The organism is Bacillus sp. T2.9-1, from assembly GCF_950097965.1.
In the GTDB taxonomy this organism is placed as follows: domain Bacteria; phylum Bacillota; class Bacilli; order Bacillales; family Cytobacillaceae; genus Niallia; species Niallia hominis.
Genome location: NZ_CATNHG010000057.1, coordinates 61,725 through 81,125, shown reverse-complemented (window position 1 = coordinate 81,125; position 19,401 = coordinate 61,725). Strand labels below are relative to the sequence as shown.

18 protein-coding genes, 2 pseudogenes and 1 riboswitch are annotated in these 19,401 nt (G+C 36.4%); of the genes and pseudogenes, 16 read left to right on the top strand and 4 right to left on the bottom strand.

Annotated elements, in window-relative coordinates:
- Nucleotides 1-161: 161 nt before the first annotated feature.
- Nucleotides 162-1,711 (bottom strand): IS3 family transposase gene (locus tag QQZ16_RS04400; protein ID WP_284561140.1). Its coding sequence is split into 2 segments (ribosomal slippage): nucleotides 162-1,234 and nucleotides 1,234-1,711, totalling 1,551 coding nucleotides; the frame shifts between segments, so codons are not numbered across the junction.
- Nucleotides 1,712-1,964: 253 nt separating this feature from the next.
- On the opposite strand from QQZ16_RS04400, the gene QQZ16_RS04395 reads away from it, so the two are divergent.
- The 11 genes from QQZ16_RS04395 (at nucleotide 1,965) to QQZ16_RS04345 (ending at nucleotide 12,146) form a co-directional block, all read left to right on the top strand.
- Nucleotides 1,965-3,182 carry a CynX/NimT family MFS transporter gene (locus QQZ16_RS04395; protein ID WP_109769211.1) on the top strand — a complete coding sequence of 406 codons (1,218 nt, stop codon included), beginning with the start codon at nucleotides 1,965-1,967 and terminating at the stop codon, nucleotides 3,180-3,182.
- A gap of 231 nt (nucleotides 3,183-3,413) precedes the next feature.
- Complete coding sequence (locus tag QQZ16_RS04390) at nucleotides 3,414-3,674, top strand: DUF3243 domain-containing protein (RefSeq protein ID WP_419181466.1); 261 nt, start codon at nucleotides 3,414-3,416, stop codon at nucleotides 3,672-3,674.
- Between the two features lie 189 nt (nucleotides 3,675-3,863).
- Nucleotides 3,864-4,019: a hypothetical protein gene (locus QQZ16_RS04385; RefSeq protein WP_235251573.1), complete on the top strand. Its 156-nt coding sequence runs from the start codon at nucleotides 3,864-3,866 to the stop codon at nucleotides 4,017-4,019.
- Between the two features lie 101 nt (nucleotides 4,020-4,120).
- Nucleotides 4,121-4,987 carry a hypothetical protein gene (locus QQZ16_RS04380; RefSeq protein ID WP_235251574.1) on the top strand — a complete coding sequence of 289 codons (867 nt, stop codon included), beginning with the start codon at nucleotides 4,121-4,123 and terminating at the stop codon, nucleotides 4,985-4,987.
- Between the two features lie 243 nt (nucleotides 4,988-5,230).
- Complete coding sequence (locus QQZ16_RS04375) at nucleotides 5,231-6,280, top strand: iron-siderophore ABC transporter substrate-binding protein (protein WP_235251575.1); 1,050 nt, start codon at nucleotides 5,231-5,233, stop codon at nucleotides 6,278-6,280.
- On the top strand, nucleotides 6,281-7,315 hold the full coding sequence (locus tag QQZ16_RS04370; RefSeq protein ID WP_235251576.1) for a FecCD family ABC transporter permease: 1,035 nt from the start codon (nucleotides 6,281-6,283) through the stop codon (nucleotides 7,313-7,315).
- Entirely contained in the window at nucleotides 7,312-8,343 is a 1,032-nt protein-coding gene (locus QQZ16_RS04365) for a FecCD family ABC transporter permease (RefSeq protein ID WP_109769215.1), read from the top strand. The genes QQZ16_RS04370 and QQZ16_RS04365 overlap by 4 nt, the downstream gene beginning before the upstream one ends.
- Nucleotides 8,343-9,146 carry an ABC transporter ATP-binding protein gene (locus QQZ16_RS04360; RefSeq protein ID WP_109769216.1) on the top strand — a complete coding sequence of 268 codons (804 nt, stop codon included), beginning with the start codon at nucleotides 8,343-8,345 and terminating at the stop codon, nucleotides 9,144-9,146. The genes QQZ16_RS04365 and QQZ16_RS04360 overlap by 1 nt, the downstream gene beginning before the upstream one ends.
- Nucleotides 9,147-9,364: 218 nt before the next feature.
- Entirely contained in the window at nucleotides 9,365-9,841 is a 477-nt protein-coding gene (locus QQZ16_RS04355) for a hypothetical protein (protein WP_235251577.1), read from the top strand.
- Entirely contained in the window at nucleotides 9,834-10,337 is a 504-nt protein-coding gene (locus QQZ16_RS04350; RefSeq protein WP_109769218.1) for a hypothetical protein, read from the top strand. Before QQZ16_RS04355 ends, QQZ16_RS04350 begins: the two co-directional genes overlap by 8 nt.
- Before the next feature lie 156 nt (nucleotides 10,338-10,493).
- A riboswitch (cyclic di-AMP (ydaO/yuaA leader) is annotated at nucleotides 10,494-10,647 on the top strand.
- Between the two features lie 146 nt (nucleotides 10,648-10,793).
- The gene (locus QQZ16_RS04345; protein WP_284561139.1) at nucleotides 10,794-12,146 is read left to right on the top strand and encodes a TrkH family potassium uptake protein; all 1,353 of its coding nucleotides are present in this window, start codon (nucleotides 10,794-10,796) and stop codon (nucleotides 12,144-12,146) included.
- Between the two features lie 39 nt (nucleotides 12,147-12,185).
- Here the strand turns inward: QQZ16_RS04345 and QQZ16_RS04340 are convergent, their stop codons facing one another.
- Entirely contained in the window at nucleotides 12,186-12,938 is a 753-nt protein-coding gene (locus QQZ16_RS04340) for a MerR family transcriptional regulator (RefSeq protein ID WP_109769219.1), read from the bottom strand.
- A 90-nt stretch (nucleotides 12,939-13,028) separates the two neighbouring features.
- Between QQZ16_RS04340 and QQZ16_RS04335 the strand changes: the two genes are divergently transcribed.
- From QQZ16_RS04335 to QQZ16_RS04325, 3 genes are all read left to right on the top strand, one after another.
- On the top strand, nucleotides 13,029-13,718 hold the full coding sequence (locus tag QQZ16_RS04335) for a CPBP family intramembrane glutamic endopeptidase (protein WP_109769220.1): 690 nt from the start codon (nucleotides 13,029-13,031) through the stop codon (nucleotides 13,716-13,718).
- 172 nt (nucleotides 13,719-13,890) lie between these two features.
- Nucleotides 13,891-15,465 carry a hypothetical protein gene (locus QQZ16_RS04330; RefSeq protein ID WP_235251578.1) on the top strand — a complete coding sequence of 525 codons (1,575 nt, stop codon included), beginning with the start codon at nucleotides 13,891-13,893 and terminating at the stop codon, nucleotides 15,463-15,465.
- Nucleotides 15,466-15,585: 120 nt separating this feature from the next.
- Nucleotides 15,586-16,455: an aminoglycoside 6-adenylyltransferase gene (locus tag QQZ16_RS04325; RefSeq protein ID WP_235251579.1), complete on the top strand. Its 870-nt coding sequence runs from the start codon at nucleotides 15,586-15,588 to the stop codon at nucleotides 16,453-16,455.
- A gap of 61 nt (nucleotides 16,456-16,516) precedes the next feature.
- On the opposite strand, the pseudogene QQZ16_RS04320 reads toward QQZ16_RS04325, so the two are convergent.
- Nucleotides 16,517-16,994, bottom strand: a pseudogene (locus QQZ16_RS04320) (DsrE/DsrF/DrsH-like family protein).
- A 133-nt stretch (nucleotides 16,995-17,127) separates the two neighbouring features.
- Between QQZ16_RS04320 and QQZ16_RS04315 the strand changes: the two are divergent.
- Complete coding sequence (locus QQZ16_RS04315; protein WP_235251580.1) at nucleotides 17,128-17,601, top strand: GNAT family N-acetyltransferase; 474 nt, start codon at nucleotides 17,128-17,130, stop codon at nucleotides 17,599-17,601.
- Nucleotides 17,602-17,716: 115 nt separating this feature from the next.
- The gene (gene brnQ / locus QQZ16_RS04310) at nucleotides 17,717-19,045 is read left to right on the top strand and encodes a branched-chain amino acid transport system II carrier protein (RefSeq protein ID WP_235251581.1); all 1,329 of its coding nucleotides are present in this window, start codon (nucleotides 17,717-17,719) and stop codon (nucleotides 19,043-19,045) included.
- 89 nt (nucleotides 19,046-19,134) lie between these two features.
- On the opposite strand, the pseudogene QQZ16_RS04305 reads toward brnQ, so the two are convergent.
- Nucleotides 19,135-19,368 (bottom strand): annotated as a pseudogene (locus QQZ16_RS04305) (helix-turn-helix transcriptional regulator); the annotation flags it as partial.
- Nucleotides 19,369-19,401: the final 33 nt, after the last annotated feature.

Sequence of the window (19,401 nt, the reverse complement as noted above, 5' to 3'; positions counted from 1 at the left end):
TCGGTGTTTGTCAACATAGTTGTCGCATTTAGTTACTTTAGTGTTGTGTTCAGTCAAGGCTACCGCGCTACGCTTGCTGGCCTGATGATTTGAATGGAAAGGAAATCCATTCTTTCCATTCAAATCATCAGGGAATAAAGTGTATTAAGGCGGACTCAACGTTACCTTTTTCCCTCATCACGCATTGGATTAAGTGCTACTTTTTCAATAGGTGTCCAATTTCTTAGACTCCTCGCCCAGCGTTCTGGATGCTTCGCTTTTGCGGCTTCATATACGTCTTTTCTCTTTGTCAATATGGTTACGTGTTCTCCGGCATGACACTGTGCCGGTGTTACATAATTCAGCCCACTATGCAGATGAATATGATTATACCAATGGACAAATTGGTGTGCCCATTGTCTGGCTTCTTCAAGTGAGGTAAAGCCCTTATGCGGATAATCAGGGCGGTATTTAAGTGTTCGAAACATGGCTTCTGAATAAGGATTATCATTGCTTACACGTGGTCTTGAAAAGGAACTTTGGATCCCCAACTTCTCAAGTAAACTTAAAAAGGTCTCAGCTTTCATCGGACTCCCATTGTCTGAATGCAACACCAGTGGTGCCCCTTGGATTTTCTCATTAATGACTGCTTTTTTTACAAGTGATTCAGCGTGTGTCGCTTCTTCCTTTTCCCATACTTCCCACCCAACTGCTTTTCTACTAAATAGATCGAGTATTAAATAGAGGCGATAATACAAGCCTTTCACAGGTCCACCAAGCCACGTAATATCCCATGTCCACACCTGATTTGGCGATGTGGCCAGATGACTCTCGGGGATTCTTCGTGTTGGCTTTTGACTACGTCCACGGTGGTGTTGCATCTTTCCTTCACGTAAAACACGGTAAAACGTAGATTCTGACGCAATATATGTTCCTTTATCCGCAAGCTTTGGGACAATTTGTGTCGGCGGTAAGTCGGCATATTCTTCTTGTGTAACAACCTCGAGTATTTCCTTTTTCTCTTCCTCGGACAACTTATTTTTTGGAACAGGTCTTTTCGCAAAGGGACGCTGATCGACCTTAACCTTACCATCTGCCACCCAGCGCTCGTAGGTTCGTACACTAATATAAAGTTCCTCACAAGCCTTCGCTAACCGCGCACCATTTTGATTGGCTTCTTGGATGAGTTCTACAGCTAATGCGCGATTTGATGGGCTAATCATTCTTCCTCGTCGTCCCCCCAAATCGCTTGGGCCTTTTTTCTAAGTAATAATAACGCCGCAGCTTCCGCTAATGCTTTCTCCTTCTTTTGAAGATCTTTTTCTAACTGTTTTGCCCGTTTCTGTTCTTCCTTTAACGCACCAGATAACTGCTTTGATTGATCAAATACTTGTCCGTTTGCCTGGAGACAAACAGATCGCCATAATTCAATCTGTTCACGGTACAAACCCTTTTTACGACAGTATTCAGCCAATTCCGTTTCGTTCATCGCAAAGGTCTCCATCACGATTAAAAACTTATCTTGACTGGTCCATTTGTCACTTGTTTGTCCATTGCCAGGCGTTGCCACACCAGCTTCACGTGCAGCCTTACGCCACTTGTACAACGTTGGTTCTGTGATGCCTTCTTCCTTCGAGATAGTAGCCACTGATTCGTTATGTGGTGGCATCATTCGTTTAACAATTGCCTCTTTTTGTTCCTTCGAGTATCGTACTCCATTTTTTTCTTTCATATCGATCGACCTCCGTGTTATTTACTTAAAGTATAACACTAAAGTATCATACGACATCTATCCTAACAGAGGGGGTTATCCAAAAGGATAGAGGGTTTTTGATTTTCAATCATAAATGGACAAATGTGTTTTTGTATATTATACTTTGTTTTATTAAAATAAAAATATATTATTATATACAATCCGCCGGTTAATAAAGTAATGAAATAAAGTTATTGAGGTGACAATTAAATATAATAATCAGGAGGAAACAATGACTAATCAACATATACAATTAAATCGAGCTGTTCATAAATCAGCCGTTTGGATGATTATTGTAGGAATAATCTTTATTGCTGCCAATTTAAGAGCTCCGTTAACATCAGTCGGTCCAATAGTAGGATTTATTAGGGATGATCTTCAACTTTCCAATACATTGGCAGGGATGATTACCACATTGCCATTATTATCTTTTGCCCTTTTTTCCCCGTTTGTACCTAAATTGGCTCGTGAATTTGGGGTAGAAGTCATGATTTTGATGTCTATTATCTTTCTTACACTAGGCATTATTTTACGTTCATTATCAGGGGTGGCTGCTTTATATATTGGTACTGCTGTGCTAGGTTTGGCGATCTCGATTTCTAATGTGCTATTACCTAGTCTGATTAAACAAGAATTTCCAACACGAATCGGATTAATGACAGGTGTATATTCTATTTCGATGAACCTGTTAGCTGCTATTGCGTCGGGAATTAGTGTTCCAATTGCCATTGGGCTTGGATTTGGATGGCAAGGTGGATTAGGGATTTGGGGGATGCTTAGCTTCTTATCAATTTTATTCTGGTTGCCTCAAGTAAAACATCTCAAAAAGGAAACCGTCGCTGTTTCAAATAAAGTAGTGGATAGTCAGGTGAATTTGTGGCGTTCTCCACTGGCATGGCAAGTAACCCTGTTTATGGGGTTACAATCGATGGTCTTTTACATACTTATCGCATGGCTGCCTGAGATTTTACAGCAACAAGGAATAAGTTCAGACCAATCTGGTTGGTTGCTTTCTGTTATGCAATTAGCGTTACTTCCCTTTACTTTTATCGTGCCAATTATTGCAGGGCGAATGAAAAGCCAGCAGTCCTTAGTCATTATAACTAGCGCCTTACTTCTTGCAGGAACGCTTGGATTAATGTATGGAAGTGCGAATTTAATTGTATGCTGGATCATCATGATAGGTATTGGGGGAGGATGTGCCTTCAGTTTAGCGATGATGTTTTTTGGCTTGCGAACGGAGAATGGTAGACAGGCTGCAGAACTATCTGGGATGGCTCAATCAGTTGGTTATTTACTCGCTGCTATTGGTCCCACCCTTTTCGGATATTTACATGATGTAACGAATAGCTGGACTATTCCGTTATTCATTTTAGCTGGCGCGTCATTGTTGCTCTTTGTATTTGGATTAGGAGCAGCAAGAGATCGGTATGTAGGCTCCATTAAATAGCTTATCTTTAGCGAAGGTCTCGATGTATTTCTGGTAGACCTTCGTTTTTTTGTGTATTTGTACAAAGGAAGCAGAAAGAAGGATGAATAACTGGAGATTATTGCTAAATCGATATAAAGTTTTGAGGAGCATTTCTGGGGAATAGTTAAAGGACTAAAACAATTGGAGGGAGGATTATTGATGAATAATTATAATGCAGATCCCAACAAGGTAGAAGAAACAGTGAAGGACATGGACAGAAAAGCAATCCATGACAAGCTAGAGAATTTTAATGAGTTTAAATCTTACCTTAGCAGTAAAATAGAAGTAGGAAAAAATCTCGGCATGGATGAAGAACAATTAGCGAAAGGCGCAGAAAAGGTTGCTGGTTATCTTGCTAAAAATGCTGAACCGCAAAATCGGGAGGAAGCACTTCTTCAGGAACTGTGGAAGGTAGGTAACGAAGAGGAACGCCATAAATTAGCACATATGCTTGTGAAATTGGCAAATTAATATTTATTCAGGATTCCATTCCTCGGGAGATAAAAAGAAAACTCGTCTTTGGCGAGTTTTCTTTTTTTGCAAAAAATTAAAATAAAGTGAGACCAAATGATTAAGTCTTTCGTAGAAGAAATAGAGAAGCATCATATATAGGATGAATGATAAACAGTAATAGATTGTAATAACAGGGAGGCAGAAAACATGCATTTAAAAGAATATATAGATTCTACCTTTCCTGGTCTTGTTTTGAAGCCAGGTCTTAATCAGCAATGGAAGAACGGCTTTCATTTTAATTTAGCTAAAGAACTTTATCCATTAAAGGAAAGTACAGAGATTGGGTTGATACGGAAGAGGTAGAAAGACTGTTTAGCTCACAGCCGCATGTAGCTGAGAATCAAGGTGGGAGATAGCTGCCTGTAAAGGTCTGATAAGTGCAATTAACGATTAGGGGGAATTGTATGAGAAAAATCAGTGGGATAGTAATGATTATTATTAGTTTAGTACTAGCTTTTGCTAGTGCTTTGAGTTTTAAAGATGATTTTATCTTTGCCAATATACTATTATGGGTGATTAGTTTTCCGCTCTATATCAGTGGTCAATTAATTAGAACTTCAAAATATGAATTTAAACAGCGAGGCAAGCGTTGGGTATCTATTTATCTATTTTTCTTTCTCATTCTCCCTTTACTAATGTTTTTATTTGAGAGTTATCAGGATTTAAAGGAAACTACCTTTGTAGATGAACAGTTTATCACTTATGAACCTGCATCAGGGGATTTAGGAGTGATAGCGCTTGTTGGCTTTATGATTCTTCTCTCCTTATTTGCCGGACGATTTCTTAATCCGGGTTTAAAACGGAAAGGGTTACTAAATAGCATCATAATAGGGACCATAGTATTCTTAATTGGATTCCATTATTTTATGTTCACTGATTATAGGGGAATACATGAGGAAAAGGGATTGATATCAAGCAATTGGAAAGGGGAGAAAGACATTATAGGTTTTGAGGAGATAGAAAGTGTCTTTGTGGAACCTTATGTTCATTATGCAAATTTGAATATTCCTTCCGATGACACTAAATTTTCTTGGAAAGTAATCTTTCAACCTAATAATCAAAAAGAGAAAGTAATTTATCATTATACTTTAGTGACAAAATCTGGTTTAGAAGAAATGGTTAAAATAAAGACAATATCACAGGAGAATAATATTCCTTTTAATGTAGGTGAAATGGATCAAGAAACGCGGAAGTGGTTTGATCTAGATTTAGAAGTAGAAGAACTAGAGGAAGAACGCTATTATGAGCTTTTTGAAGTGAATAATAGATAGGCCAGCAGCGCTATTTTAAATGTGGATATTTCGAAAAAAGGCAATAATTCTTCTGGAATTATTGCCTTTTTAATAGTAGCTTTTTAACAGTTTTAATCGTTTTCTCTATTTTTCGACAGAAACATTCATAATAGCATTTATTTTTCTCATTTATAATTGACAGAAAAATAAAAACCAAGTATTATAATTGAGAATGATAATCATTAACTATTATAAAGACTAGAAAAAGGAAAGGACATACATATGTTTAAAAAACGCCAAAAGTCATTTATTCAAATTTTCTTATTCTCAGTTGTTGCAATTCTTTTACTAGCAGGTTGTTCAAGTCAGTCATCTCCGAAAACGGATGAAGAAAAGTCCGCTGATTCCAATACAGATTCTCAGTATCCAATCACGATTAAACATGCGTTTGGTGAAAGCGTAATTGAAGAGAAGCCAGAACGCGTTGCTACTATTGCGTGGTCCAACCAAGATGTTGCACTTGCACTAGGCGTTGTTCCAGTTGGTTTCTCTGCAGCAAATTATGGTGTTCAAGATGATAGCGGCATGTTACCTTGGACGGCAGAAAAACTAGAAGAGCTAGGTGAAGAAAATCCAACCATTTATCAAGATACTGATGGTTTAGATTTTGAAGCGATTGCCGATTCGAATCCGGATGTTATTCTTGCAGCATATTCTGGTATTACACAAGAAGAATATGATACTTTAAGTGAAATTGCACCAGTGGTTGCCTATCAAGAAAGTCCTTGGGTAGCGTCTTGGCGTGAACAAGTAACGTACAATTCAATGGGAATGGGCATGGAAGAAGAAGGAAAACAGCTTATTGCCGATACAGAAAAGTTTATTGCTGATAAAGCAAATCAATATCCTGAAATAAAAGGGAAAAAAGCAGCATTCGTAAGCATGAATGGTTCTGATTTATCGAAGTTTTACATCTACTCTCCAACAGATCCTCGTGGTGAATTCCTTACAGAGTTAGGGATGGAGTATCCGGAAAGTATAACAAGTCAAATGACGGACCCAACTAGTTTCTATTTGGAAGTAAGTGCTGAAAATGCTGATATATTAAATGATGTTGATATTTTCGTTTCCTATGGAAATGATGAAACACTTGCGGCTTTACAGGCTGATCCGATTTTCGGGAAAATTCCAGCTGTAGAGAGAGGATCTGTTGTGATTATTGAGGATAATACGCCACTTGCAGCAGCAGGAACACCAAGTACACTTTCCATTGAATATACTCTCGATGAGTACTTAAAATTACTCTCAGAAGCTGTAAGTAAAGTGAACTAAATGGATCATACATCCGTTTTAAAAAATAAGCAGTTAGTAATACCGAGAAAGTTTATGAGCGTATTATTATTTTCTATTATCTTACTCGGTATAAGTATATTGGCGTCTCTTGCTTTTGGCTCTCGTACAGTTGGCTGGAATGAAATAATGGATGGATTATTCCATCCTGACATACAGTCCCATGGGGCAAATGTTGTTCGTCAAAGAATTGCTAGAACTGTATTTAGTTTAATGTGTGGTGCTGCATTAGGAGTTTCTGGGGCTCTTATGCAATCTGTCACACGTAATCCGATTGCAGATCCTAGCATATTAGGAGTAAACACAGGTGCAGCACTATTCGTTGTTTGTGGAATATCCTTTTTTCATATTGGCACTGCTGGTCAATACATTTGGTTTGCATTAGCAGGGGCAATCTTAACTGCCATTTTTGTATTCGGAATTGGTTCGATGGGGAGTGGCGGTGCCACCCCCCTTAAGCTCGTTTTAGCGGGGGCGGCGACAAGTGCTGCTTTATCCTCTCTAGTAATGGCCATTATGATTCCGCGATCCAATGTGATGGATCAATTTAGATTTTGGCAGGTGGGCAGTGTTGGGGCTGGAAATTGGGATTCTATCTCTATTTTCGTTCCTTTTCTTCTTGTTGGTATATTAATAGCCTTTTTTTCTGCTCCAGCCTTAAATGCTTTAGCATTAGGGGATGAAGTAGCTACAGGATTGGGTGTACGGACCGGCACACTTAGACTTGTTGCGGCATTTGGAGGAGTATTATTGTGTGGTGCAGCAACAGCGCTAGCAGGTCCAATTGGCTTCATCGGTCTGCTTGCAACACATGTGATTAGACTCCTTATTGGACCTGATTTGCGTTATATTATCCCCATGTCAGCTGTAGCTGGAGCGATTATACTAACCATTTCAGATGTATGTGGCCGACTTCTTGGTAGTCCTGGTGAGCTCGAAGTAGGAGTAGTCACGGCATTTATTGGTGCTCCAATTTTAATTTTAATAACTATGAAAGCGAAAATGCGTGCGTTATGATGAATGAATCAATGAGTCTAATTATGGTAGGTAGAATAAAAAGACGTCGTCGTTTTATACTTGTAACTTGGCTTCTTGCAATCATTGCTTTTGCGCTATGCTGTACGATGCTTATGTTAGGAAACACGATTTATCCCGTTACAGATGTAATTAGTGTGTTACTAGGTGAACAGGTAAAAGGAGCCTCCTTTTCGGTCGGAACGATACGATTTCCACGAATGGTTGCCGGTGTTTTCGCAGGATTTGCTTTTGGTATTTCTGGACATGTATTTCAAACAATGCTTCGTAATCCTTTAGCAAACCCAAATGTTATTGGAATAACAGCGGGTTCAAGTGCTGCTGCGGTTTTTTGTATTATTGTTCTTCATGCAAGTAGTACGTTTGTTTCGATTGCTTCTATAATCGGTGGACTAGCTACCGTAATCGTCATTTTTCTATTATCAAAAGGAAGTTCTTTTTCGATTGGTAGGTTAATATTGATAGGAATTGGAATACAGGCAATGTTAAATGCGGTAATATCCTATTTATTGCTTATCGGACAGCATCATGATGTTCCTACAGCGATGAGATGGTTAAGTGGTAGTTTAAATGGAGCTAAAATGGAGAATCTTTATGCCCTTATGGTTACTGTCCTTATCTTTGCACCTATCATTATCTTGCTTGGAAAGCGATTAGATATGTTAGAGCTTGGGGAGCAAACAGCAACGTCTCTTGGAGTTAATACAGATAGAACAAGGGTTACTTTGATTATCAGTTCGGTACTAATCATTGCTTTAGCTACTGCTACAACAGGACCCATTGCATTTGTCGCATTCCTTTCTGGACCTATCGCAAAAAGGTTAGTAGGTATTGGTTTTTCTAGTGTTATACCAGCAGGTCTTGTGGGGATTATTTTAGTTTTAGCATCTGATCTTATTGGGCAATTTGCATTTGTTGCTAGATACCCAGTTGGAGTGATAACAGGTATACTAGGTGCTCCATACTTAATCATGCTATTAATTCGAATGAATCGAAAGGAGGAATTGTAATGGATAAGATACATGAATTTCGAGCGGAAAAGTTAACCTCGGGCTATGAAAATAAAATGATCTTAGAAGATATTGAGCTTGAGATTCCGAGTAATAAAATAAGTGTGATAATCGGAGCGAATGGCTGCGGGAAATCAACTCTTTTAAAAACACTATCTAATCTAATTAAATCTTCGTCTGGTAATATTACCCTTGATGGAAAGTCGATTAGTAAGTTCCCACCAAAGCAATTGGCTCGAATTCTTGGCATTTTACCGCAATCTCCTATTGTGCCTGAAGGAATAACGGTAGCAGATTTAGTTGGACGAGGGAGATTTCCTCATCAATCTTTCTTGAGTGGTTGGTCAAAAAAGGATTATGAAGCGGTTGCCGATGCAATGGAAATTATGAAGATAACGGAATTTGCCAATCGTGATATTGATGAGCTATCCGGTGGGCAAAGACAGCGTGTTTGGATTGCGATGGCATTAGCCCAGCAAACAGATATTTTATTTCTTGATGAGCCGACAACTTTCTTAGATATCACTTATCAAGTAGAAATTTTAGATCTGTTAACCGATCTAAATCGGAAATACGGGACAACGATTGTAATGGTTCTACATGATATCAACCTTTCTGCACGTTATGCAGATTATATTTTTGCGCTGGAACAAGGGAGACTTGTAGGAGAAGGAAAACCAGCAGATATTATTACGAGTACATTAGTTGAAGATATTTTTGGCCTCAATTGTACAGTTATTAATGATCCAGTCTCTGGTACTCCTTTAGTTGTCCCTAAGGGCAGGTATCACGTCAAAATATAGAGGAAATCAATATAGGCATATTTTTATGGAAAAAAACCCTTCAAGTTTTAAAGCTTGAAGGGTTTTTTCGATTGCTTAAGATGTTATATATGGAGCAAAATGCACTTGTGGAAAGAAAGTCTTTAGAACCATTTCCTTAGAGAAATCTTTATTTTATAAATAACGTTATAATTTTTGGGAATATTATCTGTTATATGCCAATTTAAAGGATGATTATCATGTCCCTCGCTATTCTAGCATTGTTAGCTTGTTTCGTGTTGATTGTATTTGCGATTGTTCCTAAAGGGTTAACACTTACTGAAATGGTTTTTTTTTACTTTATAATCGGAATATCAACGATTACTTTGTTTACTATACTTGATGTTAATTTGCAATGGGTGCCACTTACTCGAAGTGTGGAAGGTTCTTTTGCCATGTATATATGTCGCTTTATTGTAATACCCTTTCAAATTCTTTTGTCTGTATGTGTACTTCAATCTAATTGGAAAGCAAAATGGCGATGGGGAGCTGCGGCAACCATTCTTTTATGCTTATCATTAGAAGACCGAATATATTTGAGAACTGATATCCTTACATTCCTTAAATGGAACGAATATTACTCTGTTCTTATGTATGGGGTGTTTATGCTATCAGTATGGTGGATAGCACGCTGGTTTATTGGCCTAGATAAAGGAGAAATGAAAAAAAATGAATGAAATACGCTACGATAATAGTTTTAATACGAATGAGTGGAGTATTATCATTTCACTCCTTGTTGGATTTTTGGTGGTGTTCATACTTCCAAAACGATTTCCCAAAAAGACAACCAGTGTGTATCTCATGTGTGGCGTTTTTTTTGGTTTCTTGTTTGATCATACTTTAAGTGTATTGCCAGTTCGTTATTATATAATCAATGATAGTTCTTCCTTTGAACTTATGGATTTTTTATCCCATGTGATGTATGCGCCAATCAGTTATCTTTTCTTTTATTTATACGATCTCTTTAACATCAAACCTAATTTTATTATATTGTATATTTTAGGTTGGGCACTTGTAAGTGTTGGAGTTGAGCGGCTTTGCGGTATCATTGGTATTTTCCACTACCAACATGGATATACCATCTATTATTCTTTTGTTATTTATTTATTAGTGATAAGCATTTGGGTGATCTTTTATAGAATGATTCAAGAATATGGAGAGGAACAATATTAGCTATCCTTGATAAGTATAAATAATAGCCTTGATTAGAAAAAGAAAGAATGCGAATGAGAAGAAGATATTACTTCTTGTTTTTGCCTGAATTTTAACCTAAATAGACCTTTACAAACCTCTATTAACAGGAGTAAGATACAAAAAAATAATAAATTTCAAGTAATGTCGCTGAATTCTCCATTGTAGGAGGAGCGGAGGACCCAATTCTTTTGTGAGTAATCACTAGGGGTGAGTCCTTTTTATGAAAGGTAGGGTTATTTCTTAGACCCGAATCCGACTGCTAACTTCGCAAGCGTTGTAAGAAGAGTGAATCGAACTTGTGCTCATTGCGTAATTCATGGACCACAGTAGGATACCTCTGTGGTTTTTTGGCGTGTGAATTTTAGAATGAAAAATGATGGAATCTAAAATTCCGCGCAAGCTATGAAAGAATCATTTTGTAGGACGTTATGTTGGATGGAAGAAGGGGAAAGAATGAGGATTCCTAAGAAAAAGGATATAATTGCATTAAGCCCACCTCAGATTCTTATTTTCGTATTTTTAGCTTTTACAATACTAGGTACAGTCCTTTTAAAAGTACCTTTGGCTACAAATGGAAACATTTCATGGATAGATGCGTTATTCACGTCTACTTCTGCCATGACAGTTACTGGTTTAGCCGTAATTGATACCGGAGCTTCGTTTACCTTATTCGGAGAAATTGTGATATTATGTTTAATCCAGCTTGGTGGATTAGGAATTATGACGTTTGCTGTATTAATTTTTATGACCTTAGGGAGAAAGATTGGATTTAAGGAACGTCTTCTTATCCAGCAAGCCTTAGGGCAAACATCTATTGGCGGAATTATTAAATTAGCGAAGCAGTTATTTTTATTTTCCATTATTCTTGAGACTGTTGCGGCAGTTCTACTAGCTATCAGGTGGGTTCCAGAAATGGGATGGGGAAAAGGGAGTTATGCAGCAATTTTTCACTCTATTTCTTCCTTTAATAATGCTGGATTTTCTATCTGGCCAGACAATTTAACTAGATATGTAGCAGACCCCGTCGTTAATATCATTATTTCTTTTCTCTTTATTATTGGGGGAATAGGTTTCACTGTTGTGTTTGATTTGTGGAAGAAATCGGAGTTTAAAAAACTTACCCTGCATACAAAGATGATGGTAGTTGGAACATTTGTCATTAATATTATTGCCGTGTTTCTTGTATTCAGCTTTGAATATGATAATCCTCAAACATTAGGAGATTTATCCTTGTCTGGGAAAATCCAAGCTGCTTATTTTCAAGGTGTAGTGCCAAGAACGGCTGGTTTTAATACAATTGATATTGGAGCCTTAAATGAATCAACCTTGTTTTTAATGATTCTACTTATGTTTATAGGGGCAGGAAGTGGTTCTACTGGTGGAGGTATTAAACTAACAACCTTTCTTGCTATCGTATTATCCGTTCTCTCTTTCTTACGAAATAAAGATGAAATCGTTGTTTTTAATCGATCTATTGATGATAGAACCGTTGTAAAATCATTGGCAATCACAATAATAAGTCTTTCTGTTATATGTGTAGCTATTTTTATTTTGGATGTAACCGAGAATAATGCAAGATTCTTTGAAATTGTGTTTGAAGTAGTCTCTGCTTTTGGCACCTCAGGCTTATCGATGGGATTAACAGGTGAATTAACGCCGATAGGGAAAATGGTGATTGTTTTTGTTATGTTCGTTGGAAAAATAGGACCGTTAACGTTAGCCTTTTCTTTAGCAAAACCAAATAAATCGAAAATTCGATACCCGAAAGAAGATATTTTAACTGGGTGAGGAGAGTTCATATCTATGCGTAGAGAACTCTCCCACTCCTTAATGCTTCTCTTTTTCAAATATAAGAATAGCTTCTTCTAAAAAATCGATAATTTCCTTTCTGATAGGATAGAGATTTAGACTGGATGAGATTTTTTCTGATTTACGAACCTCCCAGAATTTTTCTTCCAATTCTTTTTCCCCATTAAATGTTTCTGAAGATAATAACAGTATTTCTTCAGCTATCAGTTGTGCATCTCTTGAATGGGGTGCTTTTTGTTCCTCTAAACAATATTCTATTCGTTTAATGAGGTGAATCCATTTCGTTATATCTTTAGGATCATTTTCTAATTTAGGTAGCTTTTCATTAAGTAACCTCTGTTCTTCTTTATTAAATATAAACTTGATTATTTTTTCTTTCTTATTTAATTCTGTTTTTTCTTTTGTAAATAAAGGAATGAGCTCTTTCCATTCGAGTTCTTCTTCTAATTTAAGAATATTAAGTAATGTGTTCGTATAATTAAGGGATTGTTGAAGCTGTTTGAGATGATTCTCTAGTTGTTCTTTATGAATGGTGAGTGTTTCGAAAATCGTGATATGGTTGATTATCTGCTTTATATCATGTAAAGAAATAGAGGCTGCCTTTAGTAAAATAATTTTTTCAAGTAAAAAAACATCATTATCGTTATATAATCTTTTTCCGTTATCTTCCTTCTTAGAAGGTACAACTAATCCAATTTCGTCATAGTATCGTAGAGTCCGTATTGAAATAGATAGTTTTTTGGAAACTTCTCCTGTTGTATAAAAATTCATAAAAATGCCCCCTAATAAGTGCTTGCAGGTTACGTAACGTGACCATTTAAGCTAAATGTAACATATCAACTGTATAGGAGGAATAATTAAATGAAGCAGGAAAAATTGATTTGGGGATATAAGGAACTGTTTGCGATACTTTTGCTCATTCTTGTGGCTGTTCCAATTATTATTGAAAATATAGGACAGCGTATATTTCAAGATATCTTCCAAAATAACTTGTATGCAGGAACATTGACCGGATTAATAATGGCGGTGGTGTTTATGTGTGGACTTTATCTAATTGTATTAAAACCAAAACAATTGAAGTGGGTAGCTATCGGGCTAAAGCCATTTCCGAGGAGTGATTGGAAAGTAATAGTAGGTGGATTTCTTCTCTTATTTGTAATGAGCATTATCATTTTATTTATAATGGATGTTATGAAAATAGGGATAGATAATAGTAAAACGGAAGCATTGAAGGATGAAAGTACTTGGTTTACTTTTAGTATAGCTTTTATCTCTGCAGCAATAATATCGCCTATATATGAAGAGATTTTATATCGTGGTTTCTTATACAAGTGGTTTCGGCTGAGGTGGGGAAAAGTCTTGGGCATATTATTAAGTTCCTTGATTTTTATGATTGTTCATATTCCAACCTATAACACGTTACCAGTAAACTTTGTTTCTGGAGTTATATTGGCTTGGACTTATGAAAAGAGTGGGTCTATTATGCCGGGGATTATTATTCATGGTTTGTTTAATGGCATTGCTGTGATTTTGACTACGATGTCTTTCTGATATTAAATGATCTATTCACTAATTAGGATAGAATTTTTTTGTATTTTATTGTATCAAATTGTGATATTACATTTTAATAGTAGAATAATAGCATATTTTGTCAGAAAATATGCTATTATTGTTATATTCGAAAAACAAAGAGAGTGCATTTGAAACAACATGGGGGAATAAGATGAAGACCTGGATGCGAATAAATCTATATTGGATGATACCAGGTGTGCTGATTTTATTAGGACTGTTTTTATTGTTTGTCCAAAACTTTTCCAAAGTGACAGCACAGCCGGAATCAGATTGGAGCAGAGGATTATTAGTTGGCCAATCTGAGGTAAATAAATTACCAGCAATAAAAGAAACAGAGGATGGCCATTACTTGTTCTCCTTTTTTCAGAAAAATAAATTAAATACGGCAGCAATGAATAAGGAGTTTCGTATAGAAAAAGAGAAGGAATATGATATTCCGGTAGATAAATGGACACAAATTTATCAAGGAAATGATCAGCTTATTTATTTTGACTATAAAAATATTTATGACCAAAATAAGACGGAATTAGTTGCTGATGTAGAGAAATTCTACCCGCTGGATTCGTCTATTCTATATGTAAAAGAAAATACGCTATTTCTATTAAATCCTGAAACAAAAAAATCTTCGAAACTGATGGAGATTAATCTAGATAAGGAAAAGATTTCTATTGAAGAGAATGATGAGGGCATACATATTCTCTTGTTTACCAAGGGAAAAAGTAATGTCGAGCTAACTTTATACCGTCTGCAGGATGGAAAAATAAATCATTTATATGAAACAAAGGTAAAGGTTGATCCTGGAAAGATAGTAAATGGGATTTCCTTCACTTTTGAGGAACAGAAACTAGCATTATTACTTCAAGAAGAGCTGGAGTTAACACAAGGTAAACCTGAGTATTTTAACTATTTTGTAGAAATTGATATTGCAAGCACCCAACCGCCTGTACAGTATGAGTTAGCATTTCAGGATCCTGCAATAGAGAACGGGAAATTAACGGAAATTTCGGATGTCGCCTTTACTTATAGGGATGGAAAACCGAGTCTTTTATTTAAAGCGAATGGTTTTACGGAAACGAAATATAATGAGAAGAGTGGATTCAATATTTATGAATCTGAAATAGGAGAAGAGGGAGATACCAAAACGGAACGGCGCAGTAATACAGCGGCGATTTCCACTATTCCTCAATGGTTAGATGAGAATACAATTGTTTGGATGGATCTTGATGGAGATGGCAATAAAGTTTATGTTTCTTCCAATGACCTGTCGGGGATAAACAAGCAAATTAAACATACATCGGAAGATTGGCTGCAGGCGCTTGGAAAAACATTTGGAATGCTTTCTACTTCCTTTTTTGCTTTTGCTCTTTCTTTCATTTGGTTAATATGGCCAATCCTATTTGTAATAGTTATGTATTTGTTTTTCAGTAGAAAAGTAGATTATGATCGACCATGGATTTTTTATACGGGAATCGGTATTTATTTAGTCGCCGCCGTACTATTTAAGGATCGTTTCTTTGTACCTAATATATTATCAAGTGCACCGGGATATTTAACCTTTTCAGGCAGTCCTTATGTCTATCTATTATTATTTGCCGTTATCGCATATCTTTTATCTATGTTAACGAAACATGTGAATGAATGGATAGGGGCACCAAGAATTATCTATTTTGTTGGTGTACATATTATTTTATTAACGATATTTTTTGGACCATATATTATTTATTAAATGGAGTGGGAAGAAGATGAATGATGGAGAGCACTTTATATAACGAGATTTTATTTGGATTCGGGCACCACCAATTATAAATAGAGGAATAGCCGATTTCATATAATTGGAGGGAATAGAATGCGGACAGAGAAGCAGATGCAAGATTTAGTGCTGAAAGTGGCTAATGGGAATCATAGAGTGAGAGCTGTTTGTATGAATGGATCAAGAACCAATCCCAATGTACCAAGAGATCCTTTTCAAGATTTTGATATTGTGTATATCGTGGATAATATGAAATCTTTTTTGAATGAGCCTGATTGGGTGGATGTCTTTGGAGAACGAATCATTATGCAAACACCAGAAGATTCTTCTCTATTCCCATCAACGCTTGGTGGGCGATTCTCTTATCTTATGTTATTTGCAGATGGGAACCGGATTGATTTAACGCTTATTCCGATTGAGCAAAAGGAGAGCTACTTCCAAGAGGATGGGCTGACATTGGTTTTATTAGATAAGGATGGTAATCTTCCACATGTCCCGCCTAGTACAGATAAGGAATATTGGGTAAAAAAGCCGACAGCGGAACAATTCGCTGACTGTGTGAATGAATTCTGGTGGGTATCCACTTATGTGGTTAAGGGATTATGGAGGCAAGAAATCCTCTATGCGATTGATCATATGAATATAGTAAGAGCAATGCTTTTAAAAATGCTAGAATGGAATGTTGGCATCAAAACAGAGTTCTCGCTTAGTGTGGGCAAAAATAGTAAGTACTTAAAGCAATATCTTGATGAGCATTCATGGGAGAAACTGCTGGAGACCTATCCTAATGGAGAGTATGACCAAATATGGAGGGCATTATTTTCAATGACGGCATTATTTGAGAGAGTGGCTTTAGAAGTTGGAAAACAGTTAGATTTTTGTTATCCATTGGAAGAGACGGATAAGGTAAAAAGCCATTTAAGGCATGTTTATAAGTTACAGCCTGATGCAACGGAAATATATTAAAGTTTTTGGCGGTCATTTGCAAAGCAGATTGACCGCCTTTTTAGAAAAGTGTGTATTTTTTTTAAATAAAAAGCTGGATATCCGACTTTAAGGCATCTTCCAAATACACCTTTGCATCAACAATTTCTACTTCTGGATAAAATTCTTCTTGTTTGAATCCTAGAATATCTACAGATAGTTTACAGGCAAGAAACTTTATTTGTTTTTTTCGAGCCCCTTTTAAGAAAGCTATTAGTGGAGGTGCCTCTTTTTCATCGAGCATCTCTTGCATCATCCTTTTACCGATGCCAGCATAGTTCATTCTTGATAAAGGGAGCTTTTCCACGTCTTCTGGGGTAAGAACGCCAAACATTTTTTCATAAATAGACTTACCCTCCATATCGATTTTTTTCTGGATCTCTAAGCAATAAGAGGCCCCAAAATGTGAAAAACATCGTAACTTCTATATTTAAATCACGGGCACTATTTGCAAGAATTAAGCCTGCCATCGCTTTATCATATTCGCCACTAAACATTAATAAATTTAATCTTTTTTCCACTGAATTATCCCTTCTTTGTTTTAGAATATTCTTAGCATCCTATCAAAGGGTGTTTGGTATACAGACTTCACTAGATTGTCATAATTAATGGAGGGAAAAGGGAAATAAAAGATACGGGAGGAGAAGAACTAATATGTACTATCGAAAGTTTACAGTAAATGATTTTCCATTATATTATCAGCTAGTATCTGATAAAAGTGTGATGGCACTTATTACAGAGCGAGCAATACCAGAAGAAGAGGCCAAAATAAATTTTCAGAAATTACTATATCGCAATGAGACATATAATGTGTTTGGTTCTTATGCTTTTTTTCATCCAGAAGCGGAAGCGTTTATTGGACTTGGTCATTTGACTGTAAATGAACGGAAAAAGGAGGAGGCAGAACTTGGCTATATGCTTTTACCTGATGCATGGGGGAAAGGATATGGAAGTAAAATCGCGGGAATCATACTATCATTAGCAGAACAAACAAATGTAAAGGTCGTAAAGGCAATTATTGATCCGACTAACATTGCATCGAAGAAAATCTTAATCAAGCTGGGGTTTACTTCTGAATGGATTGGAGACATGGATGGTTTGCCTGGAGAGGTTTTAAGAAAGGAATGAAGAGAATGACCAAAAAAAGGAACTATTATTAGAAAATCTTTTAGAAGTGGTTGAATATGTTTATATGTTCACGTATTATCTAAATTATATGAATTTTTTAAAGGAGTATTAGATCATGCAATCAAGAATTTCTTTTTCCACCTATGCTCTGATTGGTACGATGCTTTTTGGTATGTTTTTTGGAGCAGGCAATTTAATTTTTCCTATCCAGCTCGGACAGCTTGCTGGTACGAACTTTTGGCTAGCACTAGCGGGGTTTCTGGTTACGGCTATTGGACTGCCATTTCTCGGAATATTAGCAATTGGATTATCAGGAAGTAACGGTGTGCGCGAGCTTTCGGATCGTGTTCACCCAGCATTCGGATTTCTCTTTTCTCTCTTTCTTTACTTAACAATTGGACCGTTTTTTGCGATTCCTCGTACAGCTACAGTTCCGTTTGCAGTTGGGATTGAGCCATATATAGAGAATGGATATATTCCGCTTTTTTTGGCTATTTTTAGTTTTCTTTTCTTTTTGCTGGTTTACTATTTTTCATTAAATCCAGCAAAGATTATGGATGTGATTGGAAGATATTTAACGCCCGCTTTTTTAGTGTTTTTATTTTTATTAATTATTGTAAGTCTTGTTCGTCCAATGGGGAGCTTTCAAGAGCCACAAGGAACCTATATAAATAGTGCTTTTATGACTGGATTTAAAGAGGGTTATAATACAATGGATGCCCTTGCATCACTTGCCTTTGGGATTGTTGTGATTAATGCAATCAAAGGGAAGGGGATTAGCGATGTAAAAAGTATTGCCAAAACAACTTGGAAATCAGGAATTTTTGCCATGTTGTTAATGATGCTTATTTATGGATTTATCACCTATATGGGATCTTCAAGTGTACAAGCTGTGGGATCTTTTGAAAATGGCGGGCTTATCTTTGCCGCTGTCGCAAAACATTATTTTGGTTCTTTCGGTGGAATACTGCTTGCAATTATTATTGTACTTGCCTGTTTAAAAACTAGTATCGGATTAATTACTTCTTGCAGTGAGTTTTTTCATGAGGCGTTCCCGAAGATTAGCTATAAAGCCTTTGTGCTAATCCTATGTGTTGTTTCTTTCTTATTTGCAAATCTAGGCTTAAACAAAATTATTCAATTTGCTGTGCCTGTGCTTATGTTTTTATATCCCTTAGCGATTGTGCTTATCTTACTTGCACTTTTTTCGCCATTATTTAAAGGAAAGCAGAGTGTTTATTTAACGGCCATTGTCTTAACGTTGTTCGTAAGTATACTGGATGGTTATCAGGCACTTATAGATAGCATTCCAGAAGCTAAGCTCGGCTTTTTTGAGCAAATTGGGAATTTGTATGAAAATATTCTTCCCTTTTATGAAATAGGATTGGGCTGGGTTTTACCCGCATTTATTGGAGCTTTGATTGGGTATTTGGTTCGTAAATAGGACAAGGAAAGATAGTTCTCTTTCTTCCTTTTTAGGGAAGCAAAAGAACTGTCTTTTTATTTACTCTAAATCAGCTTCTAAATTTGAAATTTGTCCTTCGTCGTATAGATAGGGATACCTGATTCGGTAAGTGTTTCAATATCGCGGTAAATTGTTCGAACGGAAACTTCAAACTTCTCGGCTAATTCGTTTGCTGTTATCGATTTTCTTTCTAGTAAGATATAGACAATTTGAAACAATCTACTTATTTTCATATGTAAAAGCTCGCTCCTTATCCTAGATAATGAATCCTTTAAAAAAAGTTGAGGCTGTGACAAAAGCATTTCAACTAATAATAAACACGAACTTTTGTATAG

Excerpts from the sequence above, each read along its gene's own strand:
- QQZ16_RS04355 (WP_235251577.1), top strand. The coding sequence starts at position 9,365 with ATGTCCCTCGCTATTCTAGCATTGTTAGCTTGTTTCGTGTTGATTGTA.
- QQZ16_RS04385 (WP_235251573.1), top strand. The coding sequence starts at position 3,864 with ATGCATTTAAAAGAATATATAGATTCTACCTTTCCTGGTCTTGTTTTG.
- QQZ16_RS04360 (WP_109769216.1), top strand. The coding sequence starts at position 8,343 with ATGGATAAGATACATGAATTTCGAGCGGAAAAGTTAACCTCGGGCTAT.
- brnQ (WP_235251581.1), top strand. The coding sequence starts at position 17,717 with ATGCAATCAAGAATTTCTTTTTCCACCTATGCTCTGATTGGTACGATG.
- QQZ16_RS04380 (WP_235251574.1), top strand. The coding sequence starts at position 4,121 with ATGAGAAAAATCAGTGGGATAGTAATGATTATTATTAGTTTAGTACTA.
- QQZ16_RS04315 (WP_235251580.1), top strand. The coding sequence starts at position 17,128 with ATGTACTATCGAAAGTTTACAGTAAATGATTTTCCATTATATTATCAG.
- QQZ16_RS04370 (WP_235251576.1), top strand. The coding sequence starts at position 6,281 with ATGGATCATACATCCGTTTTAAAAAATAAGCAGTTAGTAATACCGAGA.
- QQZ16_RS04325 (WP_235251579.1), top strand. The coding sequence starts at position 15,586 with ATGCGGACAGAGAAGCAGATGCAAGATTTAGTGCTGAAAGTGGCTAAT.
- QQZ16_RS04390 (WP_419181466.1), top strand. The coding sequence starts at position 3,414 with ATGGACAGAAAAGCAATCCATGACAAGCTAGAGAATTTTAATGAGTTT.
- QQZ16_RS04335 (WP_109769220.1), top strand. The coding sequence starts at position 13,029 with ATGAAGCAGGAAAAATTGATTTGGGGATATAAGGAACTGTTTGCGATA.
- QQZ16_RS04365 (WP_109769215.1), top strand. The coding sequence starts at position 7,312 with ATGATGAATGAATCAATGAGTCTAATTATGGTAGGTAGAATAAAAAGA.
- QQZ16_RS04330 (WP_235251578.1), top strand. The coding sequence starts at position 13,891 with ATGAAGACCTGGATGCGAATAAATCTATATTGGATGATACCAGGTGTG.
- QQZ16_RS04340 (WP_109769219.1), bottom strand. The coding sequence starts at position 12,938 with ATGAATTTTTATACAACAGGAGAAGTTTCCAAAAAACTATCTATTTCA.
- QQZ16_RS04345 (WP_284561139.1), top strand. The coding sequence starts at position 10,794 with ATGGAAGAAGGGGAAAGAATGAGGATTCCTAAGAAAAAGGATATAATT.
- QQZ16_RS04395 (WP_109769211.1), top strand. The coding sequence starts at position 1,965 with ATGACTAATCAACATATACAATTAAATCGAGCTGTTCATAAATCAGCC.
- QQZ16_RS04375 (WP_235251575.1), top strand. The coding sequence starts at position 5,231 with ATGTTTAAAAAACGCCAAAAGTCATTTATTCAAATTTTCTTATTCTCA.
- QQZ16_RS04350 (WP_109769218.1), top strand. The coding sequence starts at position 9,834 with ATGAATGAAATACGCTACGATAATAGTTTTAATACGAATGAGTGGAGT.